The sequence below is a fragment of the Brachybacterium sp. NPDC056505 genome (genome assembly GCF_042794925.1).
Lineage (GTDB): Bacteria > Actinomycetota > Actinomycetes > Actinomycetales > Dermabacteraceae > Brachybacterium > Brachybacterium kimchii.
Window position 1 is genome coordinate 1 of the sequence record NZ_JBHTSV010000004.1, and the last position, 15,324, is coordinate 15,324.

A 15,324-nucleotide genomic window follows, 5' to 3' on the forward strand; every position below is an offset into this window, starting at 1 on the left:
AACTCCTGGGGGTAGGGAGCGGGCATGGTACACATCCTTCCAGGCCGCCCTACGGGCAAGCCAGATCAGATGTCACCCATCCTTGCGGCAGTCCCGTCCCGGTTGTTCGGGTCCTGTAGTGCCTTCTTCAGCGTGTAGTTGCTCGTCGTCCAGAACGATAGCCCCGCGTTGTCTGCGCTGCGGGTACGGATCTTGAGGTGCGTCCGCCGTTGCTGCTCACCGTCGTAGGTCGCGACCACCTCGCTCATCACCTCACGATGCGACTCCATGACGCACTCGAGACGGCGCAGGACAGTGAACGGAAGGATGACGGAGCCGTACTCGGCCTCCGCGTAGGGACCGCGCAGAGTGTCAGCGACACCCCACACAAAGCTGGAAAGGGCTGACACAGTGGCTCGATCTCCGATGCTGAATCGTGAAGTGGACGATGCTGCAACGATATCGGGTCACACGACATTCGGACCGTGGTCGGCCAACTTGTCCCGGGCCGAGACGTCCGTCCTGAAGCGGAATGGACTGGAGCCCGCGCTGCACTGCGCGTCGGCTCCAGAGCAACAGCCAACGGGCTCGACTTGAGCCCGCTCGGAACTGGCACGAGCACGTCAGGGCCCGCTCCGCCTCTGCATCCACGGATGATTCGGGGGACGGCCCGAGCAAATGACCTGTTCAACTCTCCGTCGGGAGCGGAGAATCAGCGCATGGACGATGAGCACCGCTTCGATGCAGCCGACTACATCCGCACGGCGGAAGACGTCGACGCGCTGCTGCGCACGGCTCTCGAGGACGCATCCGACGATCCGTCCGCGGTGGCGGCGGCCGACGGCATCGTGGAGCGATCCGGGCGTCAAGTTCCTAGCTGGTGGAAAGATTCTCGCTAGACGGCTCTACGCAAGTCGGGGGCGCGGGTTGCTACCGCCACGCTTGCTTGCCGCGTCAGCCGCCGCCCAGACGGACTCGTCGGCGAGCAGCGCTCGATCGTCATCGGTCAGCGGAGTCCCTGGGGTCTCGCCCTCAGAAGGCTTGTGGCCGTGCTCACTGTGTTCCATGGCGTGATCATCGCACGGTAGAGGCGATCAGCGACCGCCCAGCGCTGCGCAACCTTGCGTATAGCTCTGCGTATAGCTCGCTTGGACCCGGGCAAAGTGAAGGGCCCCTCCCTGGTGAAGTACCAGGTGAGGGGCCCTATTCGTAGCGGGGGCAGGATTTGAACCTACGACCTCCGGGTTATGAGCCCGGCGAGCTACCGAACTGCTCCACCCCGCGGCGACATGTTCAACTCTAGGACACCCCCGATTCGGAGTCCAGCCGGGAGGGCGGGAACGTGTGCCATGACACGTCACCCTCCTCCGACGGTCCTGGTCAGACGGGGCTCCGAGCGGCCGCGGGCATCCGCGCAGGCATCCGCGCGGACGTCGGCCGGACCCACGAGCACGGGTCCGGCCGGCGCCGTCGCGGTCGGCGGGTCAGTCCCCGCCGTCGCTCGCGCCCCCGCCGTCGCTCGCCGCGCCACCGGAGCCCTCGATCTCGCTGTTGGCGTCGACCGCCCGCTGCAGAGCGTCGGAGAGCTCGTCCTGCGCCTTGCCGTAGGCGTTCCAGTCGCCCTTCTTCATCGCGGCGTCGGCATCCTTGGTGGCCTGGTCCATGTCCTTCAGCGCCTGATCCAGACGCTGCTGGGCGGTGCCGCCGGCCGTGTCCGACCCCGCATCGCCGGAGTCGCCCGAGTCCTTCGAGGCGCCCGACGCGTCGCTCTTGTCGGCCTCCCCGCTCTCGGTGTCCACGGAGCCGGAGACCGCGCCGCTCTGGTCGCTCTCGACCTTCGCGTCGCCCGCGTTGGCCCCCGAGTCGCCCTCGAAGACCTTGTCGAGGGCCTCGTCGAGCGTCGGCGCGAAGCCGATCTTGTCCCCGAAGGACACCAGCACCATCTGCAGCAGCGGGTACTGGGTGCCGCCGCCGGCGGAGGAGGACTGGATGTAGACGGGCTGGACGTAGAGCAGGCCGCCGCCCACGGGGACCGTGAGCAGATTGCCGTTGATGACCTCGGAGTTCCCCGACTTCAGCAGGTTCAGCGCCTGCGAGACGTTGGGCTCGGCGTTGAAGGTGGCCTGGACCTGCCCGGGGCCGTTGACGGGGTTCGTCGTGGGCAGCACCAGGAGGTTCATCTTGCCGAAGGTCTTGGCCGGGTTCCCGGCCTTGTCCCCCGTCTCCGAGTCCACGGCGAGCAGGCCCGTCATCACGTTCTGCCCGCTCTGCCCCTGATAGGGGATGTAGTTCGAGGACAGGGTGAAGCGCGGGGACTCCTCCCCCGGCATCTGCATCGTGAGGTAGTACGGCGGCTGCGGGGCCTGGGTGCCCTTGGAGCCGTCGGCGTTGGTCGATGCCTTCGCCGTCGGGTCCGGCGAGACCTGCCAGAAATCCTGCTGGCCGAAGAACTCGTCGGCCTCCGTCACGTGGTACTTCGCGAGGATCTCGCGCTGGGCCTTGAAGTAGTCGGCCGGGTAGCGCAGGTGGCTCATGAGGTCGCCGGAGATCTCCGAGGCGGGCTTCAGCGAATCGGGGAACACCTGCTGCCACGACTTGAGGATCGGGTCCTCGGTGTCCCAGGTGTACAGGTTCACGCTGCCGTCGAAGGCGTTGACGGTGGCCTTCACGGAATTGCGCATGTAGTTGGCGTGCGCGTCCCTGTAGTTGTCGCTCGCGTCCTCCTCGGCGGTCTTGGAGTCGACCGTGGCGGAATCCAGATTCTGCTTCGTCGAGTACGGGTAGGCGTCGGTGGTCGTGTATCCGTCGATCACCCACACCATCTGCCCGTCCACGACCGCCGGGTACATCTCGGAGTCCAGCTGCAGGAACGGCGCGACCTCCTTCACGCGCTCCTGCGGCTGGCGGTCGTAGAGGATCTGCGAGTCGGAGTTGACGTAGCTGGAGATGACGATGTTGGGATCGCGGAACTTGATCGCGTACAGCAGACGGTTGAAGAAGCTGCCGACCTTCGGGCCGCCGTCACCGGTGAAGGTGTTGTTGTGCTGGGCGCCCTCGTTCTTCTCGTCGGTCCCCGTCTGGTAGTCGAACTCCTCCGGCTCCGAGCCCTCGGGCGCGCCGACGATCGAGTAGTCCGGCGAGTGGCGGCCGAAGTAGACTCGCTCCTCGAAATCGCCCAGCTCGCCCTTGCCGGGGACTCCGGACTGCAGGAAGTCGGGCTCGCCGTCCGAGTTGCGCTGGTTGCCGAAGGCGGCCGCGAGGCCGTAGCCGTGCGTGTAGACGATGTGCCGGTTGACCCAGCCGCGGCTGTCGAGGTTGAACTTGTCGGGGCGCAGCTCGCGCACGCCGATCACGGTGTCCTGGAGGCGGTCGTCGATCGTGTAGCGGTCCACGCTGAGCACCTGGTCGAAGCCCCAGTACTGGCGGTTCGCCTCGCGCTGCTCGAACGTCGGGGAGACGATCGAGGGGTCCAGCAGGCGGATCTGCGCGGTGGTGTCGGCGTCCTCGCGCAGCGCGCCCGCCTCGGCCGTGGTGGACGCGGAGTACGAGGTCTCGGTGACGTCGTCGACGTTCCACGCGGTGCGCGTCGCCTCGATGTTGCGCTGGATGTACGGCTGCTCGAGGGCGCGCTCGTTCGGGGTCACCTTGAACTGCTGGATGGCCCACGGGTAGGCGGTGCCCACCACGAGGGTGGAGAGCACCATGAGACCGGCGCCGACGGCGGGGATCCGCCAGTCGGCCCGCCAGATCCACAGCACGAACAGGGCCGCGACGATGACCGCGGCGATCGCGAGGATCGTCTGGGCGGGCAGGATCGCGTGGACGTCCGTGTAGGAGGCGCCGTCGAAGCGGTCGTGCTCGCCGGTGAGCATGCCGTAGCGGTGGAACCAGTGGCCCACGCCCAGCAGCAGCACGTAGACGGCGGCGACGATCCCGAGGTGGCGCCGCGCCGTCGTGGTGACCTCGAGGCCGCTCTCCTGCGTCCAGCTGATCCCGCCGTACACGAAGTGCCCGGCGACCGCCGCGACCGCGGAGACCAGCACCATGAACTGCAGGAACGAGATGATCATCGTGATCACCGGCAGCGTGAACACGTAGAAGCCGACGTCCAGGCCGAACACCGCGTCGGTGCTGCCGTAGGACTGGGGATGCAGGAACAGCTGGACATCCTGCCAGCGCCGGGTCGCGGCGAGCCCGGCGAAGGCGCCGATGACGATGGGCGCGACGATCGTGATGCCCCGGCGCAGCGGGTCCACGGCCGCGCGGAACTGCTCCATGGCCTCCTGCTCCCGCGTCACCGGCGGGTAGACCGGCCGATGTGTGTACGTCAGGCGCAGCGAGAAGAACAGCGGCACCGCGAACACCAGGAAGCCGCTCAGGAACAGGAGCCCCTGCGTCAGCCAGCGCGTGGTGAGGACGTCGGTGAAGCCGATCTGGTCGAACCAGAGGAATCTGGTCCACACCGCGGAGGCGATCAGCAGGAGGATCACGATGAGCGCGAGCACGCCGATCGTGATCGAGAGCGGGGAGAGGCGGCGGCGCCTCCCCGACGAACCGGCACCGGCCGGCTGTGGTCGGGGTCGGGGCTGGTCACCGAGGGGTGCGGAGAAGCTCACGGGGTCCTCTGGGAGAGTCGTGGGATGAACACCGCACCGGGGCTTCATCGCCGGGTGGAGGAGACGCAGCTCCGGATACAGTGTGGGGCCGACCGCGTGCAACGGTGGCCCTCCCATCTTGCCAGGTCTCCCCTGGAAGGATTGTGATGAGTGAGACTCCCCGCGGGGCCGATGCCCCGCACGACGATCTCGACCCCGCGCAGGCGGCCCTGGCCGGCGTGCTCCTGGAGGTGCTCCGCCATCTCGAGGAGCCTGCGCTCGAGCGCGTCCACTGGTTCGCCCTCCTGCGCAGCGCTCAGCTGCTCGCCGAGCAGCCGGGGCTCGCGGCGCTCCTGGGCGATGACGTGGCGCTCAGCCTGGCTCAGGACTCCCGGCACCTCACTCCCGTCGAGCTCGACGACGTGCCCTCGGACTCCGACCCCCTCTCCTCCCTCTCCGCGCTCGCGTGGCCCGAGGGCATCACCGGCCTGGCCGCGTGCTTCGACCTGAGCGCCGCGCAGCGCGAGGAGCGCGCACCCGAGGACTCGCTCCCCACGGGAGCCGGCAGCATGCGGGCCGCGGTCGCCGCGCTCGAGGACGGCACCATGTTCTGCGCGGTGCGCCGCGAGGGCCACAAGGAGGTCACGCTCGGCGCGCAGCTCCTCCCCGATGTCGTCGCGGCGATCCGCGAGGCCGTCACCGGGGAGGAGTGAGCCCGGTCCGGAGCGGCGGTCCGGTTCAGAACGGCGCGTCGGCGCCGCCCGCTCCCTGACCGGCGAGCTGCCTGCTCTCGTCCTCGTCGGCCCCGGGGCCGTCGGAGGCGCCCTCGGGCGGCGTGGCGGCGGGCGCACCGCCCCCGTCGTCGCCCACGACCCCGCTGAGGGGCCGCACCATGGAGGGCTGTCCGCCGGGGAAGACCTCTCCGGTGTTGATGTCGACGGGCGGATCGTCGTGGCGCTGGGCGCGCGTCATGTGCGTGGTGCCGAACACGAGATCGTGGCCCACCGCATCCGCGCGCACCTGCATGCTCCGACCCTCGGAGCCGTCCTCCCACGTCCACTCGGAATAGCTGAGGCGGCCGGTCGCGATGACCGGATCGCCCTTCTTCACCGAGCGCAGCATGTTCCTGCCCAGCGCCTTCGTGCCGTAGATGTTGTAGAAGTCCGGAGTGGCGGCATCCTTGTAGTCCTCGATCCCCTTGTCGTAGTAGCGGCGGTTCACGGCGATCCGCACCATGACGGTCGGCTCGCTCTGGTTGTTCGTGGTGTGGGCGTCGCTCGTCGCGTTGCCGCGGACGGTGACGTAGACATCCCTCATGCTCATGGCGGGTTCCTTCCTCGGAGGCGGGGCTCGGCCCGCCGTCGGCCCTCTGCCGACTCCCCCAGAGTTCCCAGCGGCGACGCCGTCCGCCACGGTCGCTGCAGGAATGGGGATAACCCGGCGTTGGGGAGGACCCACGGGGTCGAGGCGCGAACGCCGTGCCGTAAGCCGGGGGCGGCCGGCGCATCGGTTCCTCCGCCCGACCCCGCTGAGTCCACGAGACATGAAGAGACCGGCGGCCGGCTCCTCATCAGGAGCAGGCCGCCGGTCGAGCTGATCGCTCGCCCCCGCAGGCGGCGCCGGTGCTCGGGCGCCCGCGCAGGGGTCAGCGGATCAGGTGGGTCATGGCACCTCAGGCGCCGGGGTTGACCAGGCCCTTCGTGCTGCGCGCGTTCTCGAACCGCGCCTGGACATCCGCCCAGTTCACGATGTTCCAGATCGCCTTCACGTAATCAGCCTTCACGTTCTGGTAGTCCAGGTAGAACGCGTGCTCCCACATATCCAGCTGGAACAGCGGAACCGTCGCCACCGGGATCCCGTTCTGCTGATCGTAGAACTGCTCGATCACCAGGTTCCCCGCGATCGGCTCGTACGCCAGGATCGCCCAGCCCGACCCCTGGATCCCCAGAGCCGCCGCCGTGAACTGCGCCTGGAACGCATCGAACGACCCGAAGTACTCATCGATCGCCGACGCGAGCTCACCGGTGGGCTTGTCCCCACCCTCCGGCGAGAGGTTCTTCCAGAAGATCGAGTGGTTCGTGTGACCACCCAGGTTGAACGCCAGATCCTTCGACAGCTGGTTGATCGAGCCGAAATCATTCGCCTCGCGCGCCGCCGCCAGCTTCTCCAGCGCCGTGTTCGCACCCTTCACATAGGTCGCATGGTGCTTGTCATGATGCAGCTCCATGATCCGGCCCGAGATATGGGGCTCCAGCGCCGCGTAGTCATAATCGAGATCGGGAAGCGTGTACTCCGCCATGAGGTTCATCCCTTCCATTCGAGGTCGCGGGGACCGCAGACGGGTCCCGCCGTGTCGTCCATCCTGCCACGTCGGCCCTGCATACGGTCAGGGCGCGTTCACACAGGACATGCCGACGGCGACGCGCAGGCGGCACCGCCGCCGAGGCGAGGCGAAGGGCGGAGCAGGGCGAGTATCCGGGGCGCGCCCCGTTCGTCGGACCGCCTTGCGAGAATGGCCCGATGGCGCGCGGACGAGGTGCTGGACGGGGGACGGCCCCGGGTGCGGGGGCCGATCCCGCGGCGGACCGCGCCGCGCCCCCGGAGCGGGGTCCGGGTCTCGATGCGCCCTCGAGCGCGGATGCCCGCGCAATGCCCGATCGTTTCTCCCCCGCGACCCGAGCCTGGTTCACCGAGGCCTTCGCCGAGCCCACGCCCGCGCAGGAGGGCGCGTGGGAGGCGATCGGCCGCGGCGAGGACACGCTCGTGGTCGCCCCGACCGGATCGGGCAAGACGCTCGCCGCCTTCCTCACCGCGATCGACGATCTCGCCTTCGGCGGCGCCACGCTCCCGGAGTCCACCTCGGTCCTCTACATCTCCCCGCTCAAGGCGCTGGGCGTCGACGTCGAGCGGAACCTGACGTCGCCCCTGGTGGGAACGATGCGCGCGGCCCAGCGACTCAGCCTCGACCACCGCGAGCTCCGGGTGGGCGTGCGCACGGGCGACACCCCGCCCGCCGAACGCCGCCGCCTCCTCGCCCACCCGCCGGACATCCTCATCACCACCCCCGAGTCGCTGTTCCTCATGCTGTCCTCGTCGGCGCGGGAGACCCTCGCCGGCGTGCGCACCGTGATCGTCGACGAGGTCCACGCGGTCGCGGGCACCAAGCGCGGAGTCCACCTCGCGCTCTCCCTCGCCCGGCTCGACGCGATGCTCGACCGGCCCGCCCAGCGGATCGGCCTCTCGGCGACCGTCGAGCCGGTCGACGAGGTCGCCGCGTTCCTCGGCGGCGCCGGTCGACGGGGCAGGGCGCCCGGCGGCACCGGCGGCGGCACCGGCGGCGCCGTGCAGGTGGTGCGCCCGCCGTCGACCAAGGCCTGGGACATCGGCGTGCACCTGCCCGTGCCGGACCTCTCCGCGATCGATCCTCCCCCCGACGCGGTCGACGAGGACGACGTCTCCGGGACGATCTGGCCGCACGTGGAGCGGGCCGTGCTCGCCGAGGTCCTCGCCCATCGCTCGACCATCGTGTTCACGAACTCGCGCCGCCAGGCCGAGCGGCTCACCGCGAAGCTCAACACCCTGCACCGCCGGCGGCTCGTCGAGGATGCGGCCGCCCTCGCGCTGGGTGCCGACGGGGACTCCGACCTCGTGGCCCGCCCGACGGGCGCCTCGTCCCGGGACACCGGACCCGACGACGCCACCGTCGACCCCGACGGGATCGAGGACGTCGCCCGCGCGCACCACGGATCCATGTCCAAGGACATCCGCGCGAGCATCGAGGACCAGCTGAAGTCCGGCGCGCTGCGCTGCGTGGTCGCCACCTCCTCCCTCGAGCTCGGCATCGACATGGGCTCCGTGGACCTCGTGATCCAGGTGGAGACCCCGCTCAGCGTCTCGAGCCTGCTCCAGCGCATCGGCCGGGCCGGGCATGACGTCGGCGCGACCTCCCAGGGCGTGCTCCACCCGCTGCACGCCTCCGACGTGCTGCGCGCGGCAGTCACCGTGCACGAGGCGGTCGAGGGCCGCATCGAGCCCCTCGCCGTGCCCCGCAACGCCCTGGACGTGCTCGCCCAGCACACCGTCTCCGCGGCCCTCGCGGAGGACCTGGACGTCGAGGAGTGGTTCGACCTCGTGCGCGAGGCCCACCCCTACCGCTCGCTGCCCCGGTCCGCCTTCGACCAGACCATCGACCTGCTCGCCGGCCGCTATCCCTCGACCGCCTTCTCCGAGCTGCGTCCGCGCCTGGTCCACGACCACGCGAGCGGCACCCTGCAGGCGCGGCCCGGTGCCCAGCGCCTCGTCGTCACCAGCGGCGGGACCATCCCCGACCGCGGTCTCTACCCCGTGCACCTGGTCGCCGCCGAGGGCGAGACCCAGCCGCGGCGCGTGGGCGAGCTCGACGAGGAGATGGTCTACGAGTCCCGTCGCGGGGACGTGATCACGCTGGGCACCTCGAGCTGGCGGATCGAGGAGATCACCGCCGACCGCGTCACCGTCTCCCCCGCCTTCGGCCTCACCGGCCGCATCCCGTTCTGGCACGGCGAGGGCGCGGGACGGCCGGCCACCCTGGGCCGCGCCATCGCGAGCATGCAGGCCGAGCTCGCGGCCCTTCCCGAGGAGGCCGCGCGCGAGCGCCTCGGATCCCTGGGCCTCGACGAGAACGCGCGCGGCGCCCTCATCGACCACCTCGCCGAGCAGGAGCAGGCCACCGGCGTCGTCCCGGGCCCCGACCAGCTGATCATCGAACGCTTCCTCGACGAGCTCGGCGACTGGCGGGTCGTCCTGCACTGCTCGCTGGGCCAGCGCATCACCGGCCCCTGGGCCCTCGCCGTCGGCGCCCGCGTCGAGGAGCGGTACGGGCTCGACGGCCAGGCGATGGCGGCAGACGACGGCATCGTGCTGCGCATCCCGCACGGAGAGGAGCCGCCCGGGGCGGACCTCTTCGTCTTCACGCCCGAGGAGATCGAGGAGGAGGTGCGGCGGCTCGTCGGCACCTCCGCCCTGTTCGCGGCCCGCTTCCGCGAGTGCGCGGCCCGGGCGCTGCTGCTGCCGCGCCGGGATCCGCGCTCCCGGGCGCCCCTGTGGCAGCAGCGCCAGCGGGCCGGTCATCTCCTCGAGGTCGCCCGCCCCTATCCGCAGTTCCCGATCATGCTCGAGGCGGCGCGCGAGTGTCTGCAGGACGTCTACGACCTGCCCGCCCTGGTCGACCTCATGCGCGGGGTCGACGGGCGTCGCGTGCAGGTGCGGGAGGTCGAGACGGACTCCCCCTCGCCGTTCGCCCGCTCCCTGCTGTTCGGCTACCTGGCGCAGTTCATCTACGACACCGACGCGCCTCTCGCCGAGCGTCGCACCGCAGCCCTCGCGCTCGACCAGTCGCTGCTCGCGGAGCTGCTGGGCAGCGTGAGCCTGCGCGAGCTGCTGGACGCGCGCGTGATCGAGGACGTCGAGCGCCGCGCGCAGGGCCTCGACGGGGAGCGTCCGCTGCGCGGCGCCGAGGACGCGGCCGACGCCCTGCGCCGCCTCGGCCCGCTCACGCTCGACCAGATCTCCGCGAGGCTCCACGAGACGGACGAGCGCGCCTCCGATCGTGCTGCCGAGGTCGCCCGCGAGCTCGTCGACGCGCGCCGCGCCGTCGCCGTGCGCATCGGCGGCGTGGAGCACCTGGCCGCGATCGAGGACGCGGGGCTCCTGCGTGACGCGCTCGGGGCTGCGCTGCCGCCCGGGATCCCCGAGCCGCACCTGGCGCCCGTGCCGCGCGCAGTCGCGGATCTCGTCTCGCGATGGGCGCGCAGCCGCGGCCCCTTCGCCCCGTCGGACCTCGTCGACGCCTTCGACCTGGCCCCCGGCGTCGCGCGCACGGCGCTCGAGCAGCTCACCGGCGAGCGAGTCCTCCAGCAGGGCGAGTTCACGCCCGGGCGCGAGGGCGAGGAGTGGGTGGATGCCCAGATGCTGCGGCGGATCCGCCGCGCCTCCCTGGCCGCCTCGCGCAAGGACATCGCCCCCGTCCCCCATCCCGTCTACGCGCGCTTCCTCTCCGACTGGCAGCACCTGCCGGCGCGGCGGTCCGACGGCCGCCGGGCCCGGGCCGACTGGCGCGGGGCCGACGGCCTGCTCTCGGTGATCGACCAGCTCGCGGGGGTCTCCCTGCCGCTGAGCACCTGGGAGACCCAGATCCTTCCCGCGCGCCTCCCGGACTTCTCCCCCGCCGTCCTCGACGCAGCCTTCGCCTCCGGCGAGGTGGTCTGGTCCGGGCACGGCCGGCTCGGGGCGGCCGACGGATGGGTGCGTCTCCATCTGGCCGATGCACTCCCCCTGGGGCTGGATGCGGGCGCCCTCGAGGAGTCCGCGGGCGCGCTCGTCGAGGGATCGCTGAGCGCCCGCATCCTCGCCCTGCTGCGCGATACCCCGGGCGCCCTGCGCCACGGCGAGATCCTCACCGCGCTCGCAAGCGACGCTGGGGACGACGACGGCGAGGCCGCCCGTCCGCAGGACGTGCACGAGGCTCTCTGGGACCTGGCCTTCGCCGGACTCGTCACCAACGACTCCTTCGAGGCCCTGCGGACCTATGCCTTGGGGCCCGCGCCCTCCCGCGGCGCGAGCCGTACGGGCGGCGCGGGGCGGTCGGGCCGCTCGCGTCCCCTCACCCGGCGCGGCGCTGCGCGGCTCTCGGCAGCCATGATGCGACAGGGTGCCTCGGAGCCGTCGCAGCTGGTCACCGGGCCCGTCGGCGCGGGGCGGTGGTCGGCCCTGCGGGTCGAGGCGGTGGAGCCCTCCGCACGCTCCGCGGCGCTCGCGACGCTGCTGCTGGACCGCCACGGCGTCCTCACCCGCGGTGCGATGGACGTCGAGGACGTGCCGGGCTCGTTCGCGGGCGTCTACCGGGTGCTGTCGGCGCTCGAGGAGGCCGGCAGCTGTCGGCGCGGCTACTTCGTGGACGGCCTCGGCGCTTCGCAGTTCGCGCCCGTGGAGGCCGTGGACCTGCTGCGCGACCGCGAGCACGAAGCGCAGTCGCGGCGGGACGCAGGAGCAGATGGCCGCGAGGGCGGCGCCGGACCGTCGACGCTCGTGCTCGCCGCGACGGATCCGGCGAACCCCTATGGCGCCGCGCTGCCCTGGCCGGCCCTGCCGATCGCCCCGCCCGAGGGCACGACGGCGCGGCCCGCGCGCCGCGCCGGGACGCTCGTCGTCCTCGTCGACGGCGAGGTCGCCGCCTTCGTGGAGCGCGGTGGCAAGAGCCTGCTGTGGTGGGCCGGAGAGGAGGCCACGCCGCTGGTGGCCGAGCAGCTCGCCCGCGCGATCCGCGAGGAGTCCCTGCTGCCGCAGCTGCAGGTGGAGCGGATCGTCGGGCACGGGCTCGAGGACGCCGAGGTCGCCCATGTGGTCCGGGCGCTCGTCGACGCCGGCTGCTACCGCTCCCCGCGGTCGCTGCGCCTGCGCGCGGGAGGCCGCTGATGCCCGAGGGCGACACCGTCTTCCGCCAGTGCCGGATCCTCCACGAGGCCCTCGCCGGCGCCGAGATCACCCGCAGCGACCTGCGGGTGCCGAGTGCTGCGACCGCGGACCTGCGCGGCTGGAGGGTGCAGGAGGTGGTCCCGCGCGGCAAGCACCTGCTGCTGCGACTGCTCCCGCCCAGCGGTCCGGGCGCGACCTGCGGTCAGCTCACTTCCACCCGAACGGCCGAGCCGCTCACCCTCCACAGCCACCTGATGATGGACGGGATCTGGCACGTCGACGGCATCTCCCTGCGCTCGAGCGACACGAGCGCCGGCCCGCGTCCCCGGCACACCGCCCGCATCGTGCTCGAGGCGCTCCGCGACGACGGCCGCGAGGTCCGGGCGGTCGGGTACGACGTGAAGCAGGTGCGGTTGCTGCGCACGGCCGACGAGGACGAGCTCATCGGCCATCTGGGTCCCGACCTCCTGGACCCGGACTGGTCCGACCGGCATCGTGCGCAGGCGCTCGAGAACCTTCGGGCACGGCCCGAGCGGCCCGTGGGCCTCGCCCTGCTGGATCAGCGGAACCTCGCCGGGATCGGCAACATCTATCGCTGCGAGCTGTGCTTCCTGCAGCGGATCCACCCGTCGGCCCCGCTGCGCGAGGTCGCGGACCTGCCCGGCATGGTCGACCTCGCCCAGCGCCTGCTCACGGTGAACACGAGCCGCGCGGTGCGGATGACGACTGGCGGGATGATGGGCCGACGCGGCGACCTGTGGGCCTACGGACGCGCCCGCGAACCCTGCCGTCGCTGCGGCGCGCGCATCGAGCGCGGGGACCTCATCGAGCCTGCGATCGAGGGGTCCGAGGGACGGGTCATCTTCGTGTGCCCGCGCTGCCAGGCCGGTGCCCCCGAGGACGGAGCGCAGCGAGCCGCCGCGGGGACACGAGGATCCCGGCGACGCGGGTTCAGGACCTGACGAGCCCCTGGGCGATCATGCTGCGCCCGGCGTCGAGGATCACCTCTTGCGCGGGACGCGGCTCCCAGCCGAGCTCGCGGGCCGCCTTCTCGTGGGAAGCGCGCTTGGCAACGCCCAGGTCGGCGACGATGGCGCGCATCTGGCGGGAGAACAGTCCCGCGACCCGCACCACGGCGTTCGGGAGTGAGCGCGAGGGGACCTTCGCGGCGGCCTCCCCGAGGTGCTCGCGCAGGATCCGCGCGACCTCCTGCATCTCGAGCGCCGGTCCGTCGGACAGCAGATACCTCTGGCCCGCGGCCGACGGGCTCCGCAGCGCGAGCACATGGGCTCGGGCGACGTCGCGCACGTCGACGATCGGGAAGAACAGGTGCGGGCTCGCAGGGATGGCGCCCTGCAGGAGGCTCAGGACCACGTGGTTGGCGCCCGAGGCTCCCGCGCTCAGCAGCGGGCCCATGACCGCGACCGGCAGCATGGTCACGAGGTCCGGCGCATCCGGCTCGCTGCGGGCGAACTCCCAGGCGGCCTGCTCGGCGAGGGTCTTCGAGCGGGCGTAGGCGTCGGCCCCTGGGCCGTCGAGCACCGTCCAGTCCTCCTCGGTGAAAACCCGGTCCGTGTCGGCGTGCCCCAGCTCACGGCCCGGAAGGCGGAGGTGAGGACCACGCGCTCCACCCCGGCGTCGCGGGCGGCTCGCAGCACGCGCAAGGTGCCCTCGCGGGCCGTGGCCACGAGCTGCGCCTCGTCCTCCACATGGCCGGGCATGACCGGGGAGGCGACGTGCAGGACGGCGTCGACGCCGTCCAGGGCGCGCGCCCAGCCGTCGTCGGAGGTCAGATCCGCCGCGGCGAACTCGAGGTCCTCGCCACGGGTGAGGCCGGCCGCCTCGAGCTCGGAGCGCACACGCGCCTCCTTCTCGAGGGAGCGCATGGTGGCGCGGACCCGGTACCCCTCCTCGAGCAGCTGCAGGAGGCAGTGGCCGGCGATGAAGCCGGAGCCGCCGGTGACGAGGATGCGCTGGGCAGGCATGGGTGCCTCCGAGGGTGGGACGGGTGCGGGGTCAGGCGCCGTCGGGCACGACGGTCTCGAGGAAGAGTCGGGCGACAGCATCCTCCTGCGCCCCGAGAACGACCTGCACGTTCTTCCCGGTGTCCGCGAGCCCGTGCTCGGCGTCCTCTCCGGGCCCGCGCCGACGGTCCACGATGGTCTGGCCGCGTGCGGGACCGACCGCCGTCTCGACGCGCACCGGCAGGGTGCGGATGTCCATGAGGTCCGGGGCGACCAACGAGCAGACGGCGCCGGCGTCGCCGATCCGTGCCGCCTCCGGACCGCCGGGCAGGCCGTCCTCGTCGCGGAGCCAGAAGGCGAGCAGGTCGCCGAGCGCAGTGGTCAGGGGATCGGTGCTCGCCGCGAGCCGCGCCACGGACTCCTCGTCGAGACCCACGCGGTCGAAGACGTCGAGGCCGTACATGCGCACGGGCAGCTCGCTCTCGAAGACGATGCGCGCGGCCTCCGGGTCGTGCCACACGTTGAACTCGGCGACCGCGGTCGCGTTCCCGACCGAGGCGGAACCGCCCATCAGCACGATGCCCTGCAGGCGCGCCGCGGTCTCGGGGTACATGCGCAGCAGCAGCGCGACGTTCGTGAGCGGCGCGAGGGCGACCAGGGTGAGCGGCTCGTCGGAGGTCTCGATCGTCCGGCGTATGAGCTCGACGGCGTGCAGGTCGGAGACTGCACGATCACTGTGCGGGAGCGAGATCCCGCCCAGTCCGTCGGCCCCGTGGGCCTGCGCCGCATCGCGCGGCGGCTCGACGACCGGCCGGGAAGCTCCGGCCGCGACGGGCAGATCCTCGGGAGCATCGAGCGCGTCGAGCACGCGGCACGTGTTCTCGAGGACGCGCGCGAGGGGCACATTGCCGTCGACGCAGGTCACGGCGCGCACGTCGATGTCCGGGTGGCGGACCGCGAACATGATCGCCATCGCGTCGTCCACGCCGGTGTCGACGTCGAGCAGGATGTGGTGGGTCGCCATCGGGACCTCCAGGGGCGTGGTGGAAAGTGCGGGGAGCAGACGCATGCGACGAGCCCTCATCCCGGCCCGACGTGCAGGCTTCACCTTCGCACGGCGAAGGTCCGCAGCACGTCAAGAGGAGGCACCCGACCTGGCTAGACTGGTCGGCGCATCCGCACCGGTGCGCCGAGCGCACGGCGAGGATGCACGCCCCCATAGCTCAATGGATAGAGCAACGGCCTTCTAATCCGTCGGTTGCAGGTTCGAGTCCTGCTGGGGGCACCCCGTCCGCTTCGCAGGGAGCTCGACCCCGGGCACTGAGCCCCCGGAT

The 15,324-nt window shown here is 71.6% G+C and carries 11 protein-coding genes and 2 tRNA genes; 5 read left to right on the top strand and 8 right to left on the bottom strand.

The features are described from left to right. Positions 1 to 65: 65 nt before the first annotated feature. On the bottom strand, positions 66 to 389 hold the full coding sequence (locus ACFQ53_RS04025) for a type I restriction-modification system subunit M N-terminal domain-containing protein (protein WP_377855671.1): 324 nt from the start codon (positions 387 to 389) through the stop codon (positions 66 to 68). A gap of 309 nt (positions 390 to 698) precedes the next feature. Between ACFQ53_RS04025 and ACFQ53_RS04030 the strand changes: the two genes are divergently transcribed. Further along, positions 699 to 878, top strand: a complete 180-nt coding sequence (locus tag ACFQ53_RS04030; protein WP_377855674.1) for a hypothetical protein — start codon at positions 699 to 701, stop codon at positions 876 to 878. Between the two features lie 311 nt (positions 879 to 1,189). On the opposite strand, the gene ACFQ53_RS04035 is transcribed toward ACFQ53_RS04030, so the two are convergent. Both ACFQ53_RS04035 and ACFQ53_RS04040 read right to left on the bottom strand, forming a co-directional pair. Next, positions 1,190 to 1,263 (bottom strand) — tRNA-Met (locus ACFQ53_RS04035). 200 nt (positions 1,264 to 1,463) lie between these two features. After that, on the bottom strand, positions 1,464 to 4,595 hold the full coding sequence (locus tag ACFQ53_RS04040) for a UPF0182 family protein (protein WP_377855677.1): 3,132 nt from the start codon (positions 4,593 to 4,595) through the stop codon (positions 1,464 to 1,466). Between the two features lie 146 nt (positions 4,596 to 4,741). Here ACFQ53_RS04040 and ACFQ53_RS04045 point away from each other — a divergent pair, with 146 nt between their 5' ends. Beyond that, the gene (locus tag ACFQ53_RS04045; RefSeq protein WP_249479348.1) at positions 4,742 to 5,287 is read left to right on the top strand and encodes a PPA1309 family protein; all 546 of its coding nucleotides are present in this window, start codon (positions 4,742 to 4,744) and stop codon (positions 5,285 to 5,287) included. Between the two features lie 25 nt (positions 5,288 to 5,312). On the opposite strand, the gene ACFQ53_RS04050 is transcribed toward ACFQ53_RS04045, so the two are convergent. Then, a complete protein-coding gene (locus ACFQ53_RS04050) occupies positions 5,313 to 5,897 on the bottom strand; it encodes a single-stranded DNA-binding protein (protein ID WP_377855682.1) in 585 nt (194 codons plus the stop codon). A gap of 349 nt (positions 5,898 to 6,246) precedes the next feature. Further along, a complete protein-coding gene (locus ACFQ53_RS04055; protein ID WP_239201773.1) occupies positions 6,247 to 6,873 on the bottom strand; it encodes a superoxide dismutase in 627 nt (208 codons plus the stop codon). Between the two features lie 350 nt (positions 6,874 to 7,223). On the opposite strand from ACFQ53_RS04055, the gene ACFQ53_RS04060 reads away from it, so the two are divergent. Together ACFQ53_RS04060 and ACFQ53_RS04065 are read left to right on the top strand one after the other, a co-directional pair. Then, complete coding sequence (locus ACFQ53_RS04060; RefSeq protein ID WP_377855685.1) at positions 7,224 to 12,026, top strand: ATP-dependent helicase; 4,803 nt, start codon at positions 7,224 to 7,226, stop codon at positions 12,024 to 12,026. After that, positions 12,026 to 12,988, top strand: coding sequence for a DNA-formamidopyrimidine glycosylase family protein (locus ACFQ53_RS04065; protein ID WP_377855688.1), 963 nt, complete (start codon positions 12,026 to 12,028; stop codon positions 12,986 to 12,988). Before ACFQ53_RS04060 ends, ACFQ53_RS04065 begins: the two co-directional genes overlap by 1 nt. Here the strand turns inward: ACFQ53_RS04065 and ACFQ53_RS04070 are convergent. The 3 genes from ACFQ53_RS04070 to ACFQ53_RS04080 are packed head-to-tail and all read right to left on the bottom strand — an operon-like array spanning position 12,978 to position 15,059. Beyond that, positions 12,978 to 13,568 (bottom strand): hypothetical protein, encoded by a 591-nt coding sequence (locus ACFQ53_RS04070; RefSeq protein WP_377855692.1) that lies wholly within the window; start codon positions 13,566 to 13,568, stop codon positions 12,978 to 12,980. The two genes, ACFQ53_RS04065 and ACFQ53_RS04070, sit on opposite strands and share 11 nt — an antisense overlap. Then, positions 13,463 to 14,011, bottom strand: a complete 549-nt coding sequence (locus ACFQ53_RS04075) for an NAD-dependent epimerase/dehydratase family protein (RefSeq protein ID WP_377855695.1) — start codon at positions 14,009 to 14,011, stop codon at positions 13,463 to 13,465. Before ACFQ53_RS04075 ends, ACFQ53_RS04070 begins: the two co-directional genes overlap by 106 nt. Positions 14,012 to 14,042: 31 nt before the next feature. Next, the gene (locus tag ACFQ53_RS04080) at positions 14,043 to 15,059 is read right to left on the bottom strand and encodes a nucleoside hydrolase (RefSeq protein WP_377855698.1); all 1,017 of its coding nucleotides are present in this window, start codon (positions 15,057 to 15,059) and stop codon (positions 14,043 to 14,045) included. A 143-nt stretch (positions 15,060 to 15,202) separates the two neighbouring features. On the opposite strand from ACFQ53_RS04080, the gene ACFQ53_RS04085 reads away from it, so the two are divergent. Then, positions 15,203 to 15,275: transfer RNA gene (locus tag ACFQ53_RS04085), tRNA-Arg, on the top strand. Positions 15,276 to 15,324 lie beyond the last annotated feature (49 nt).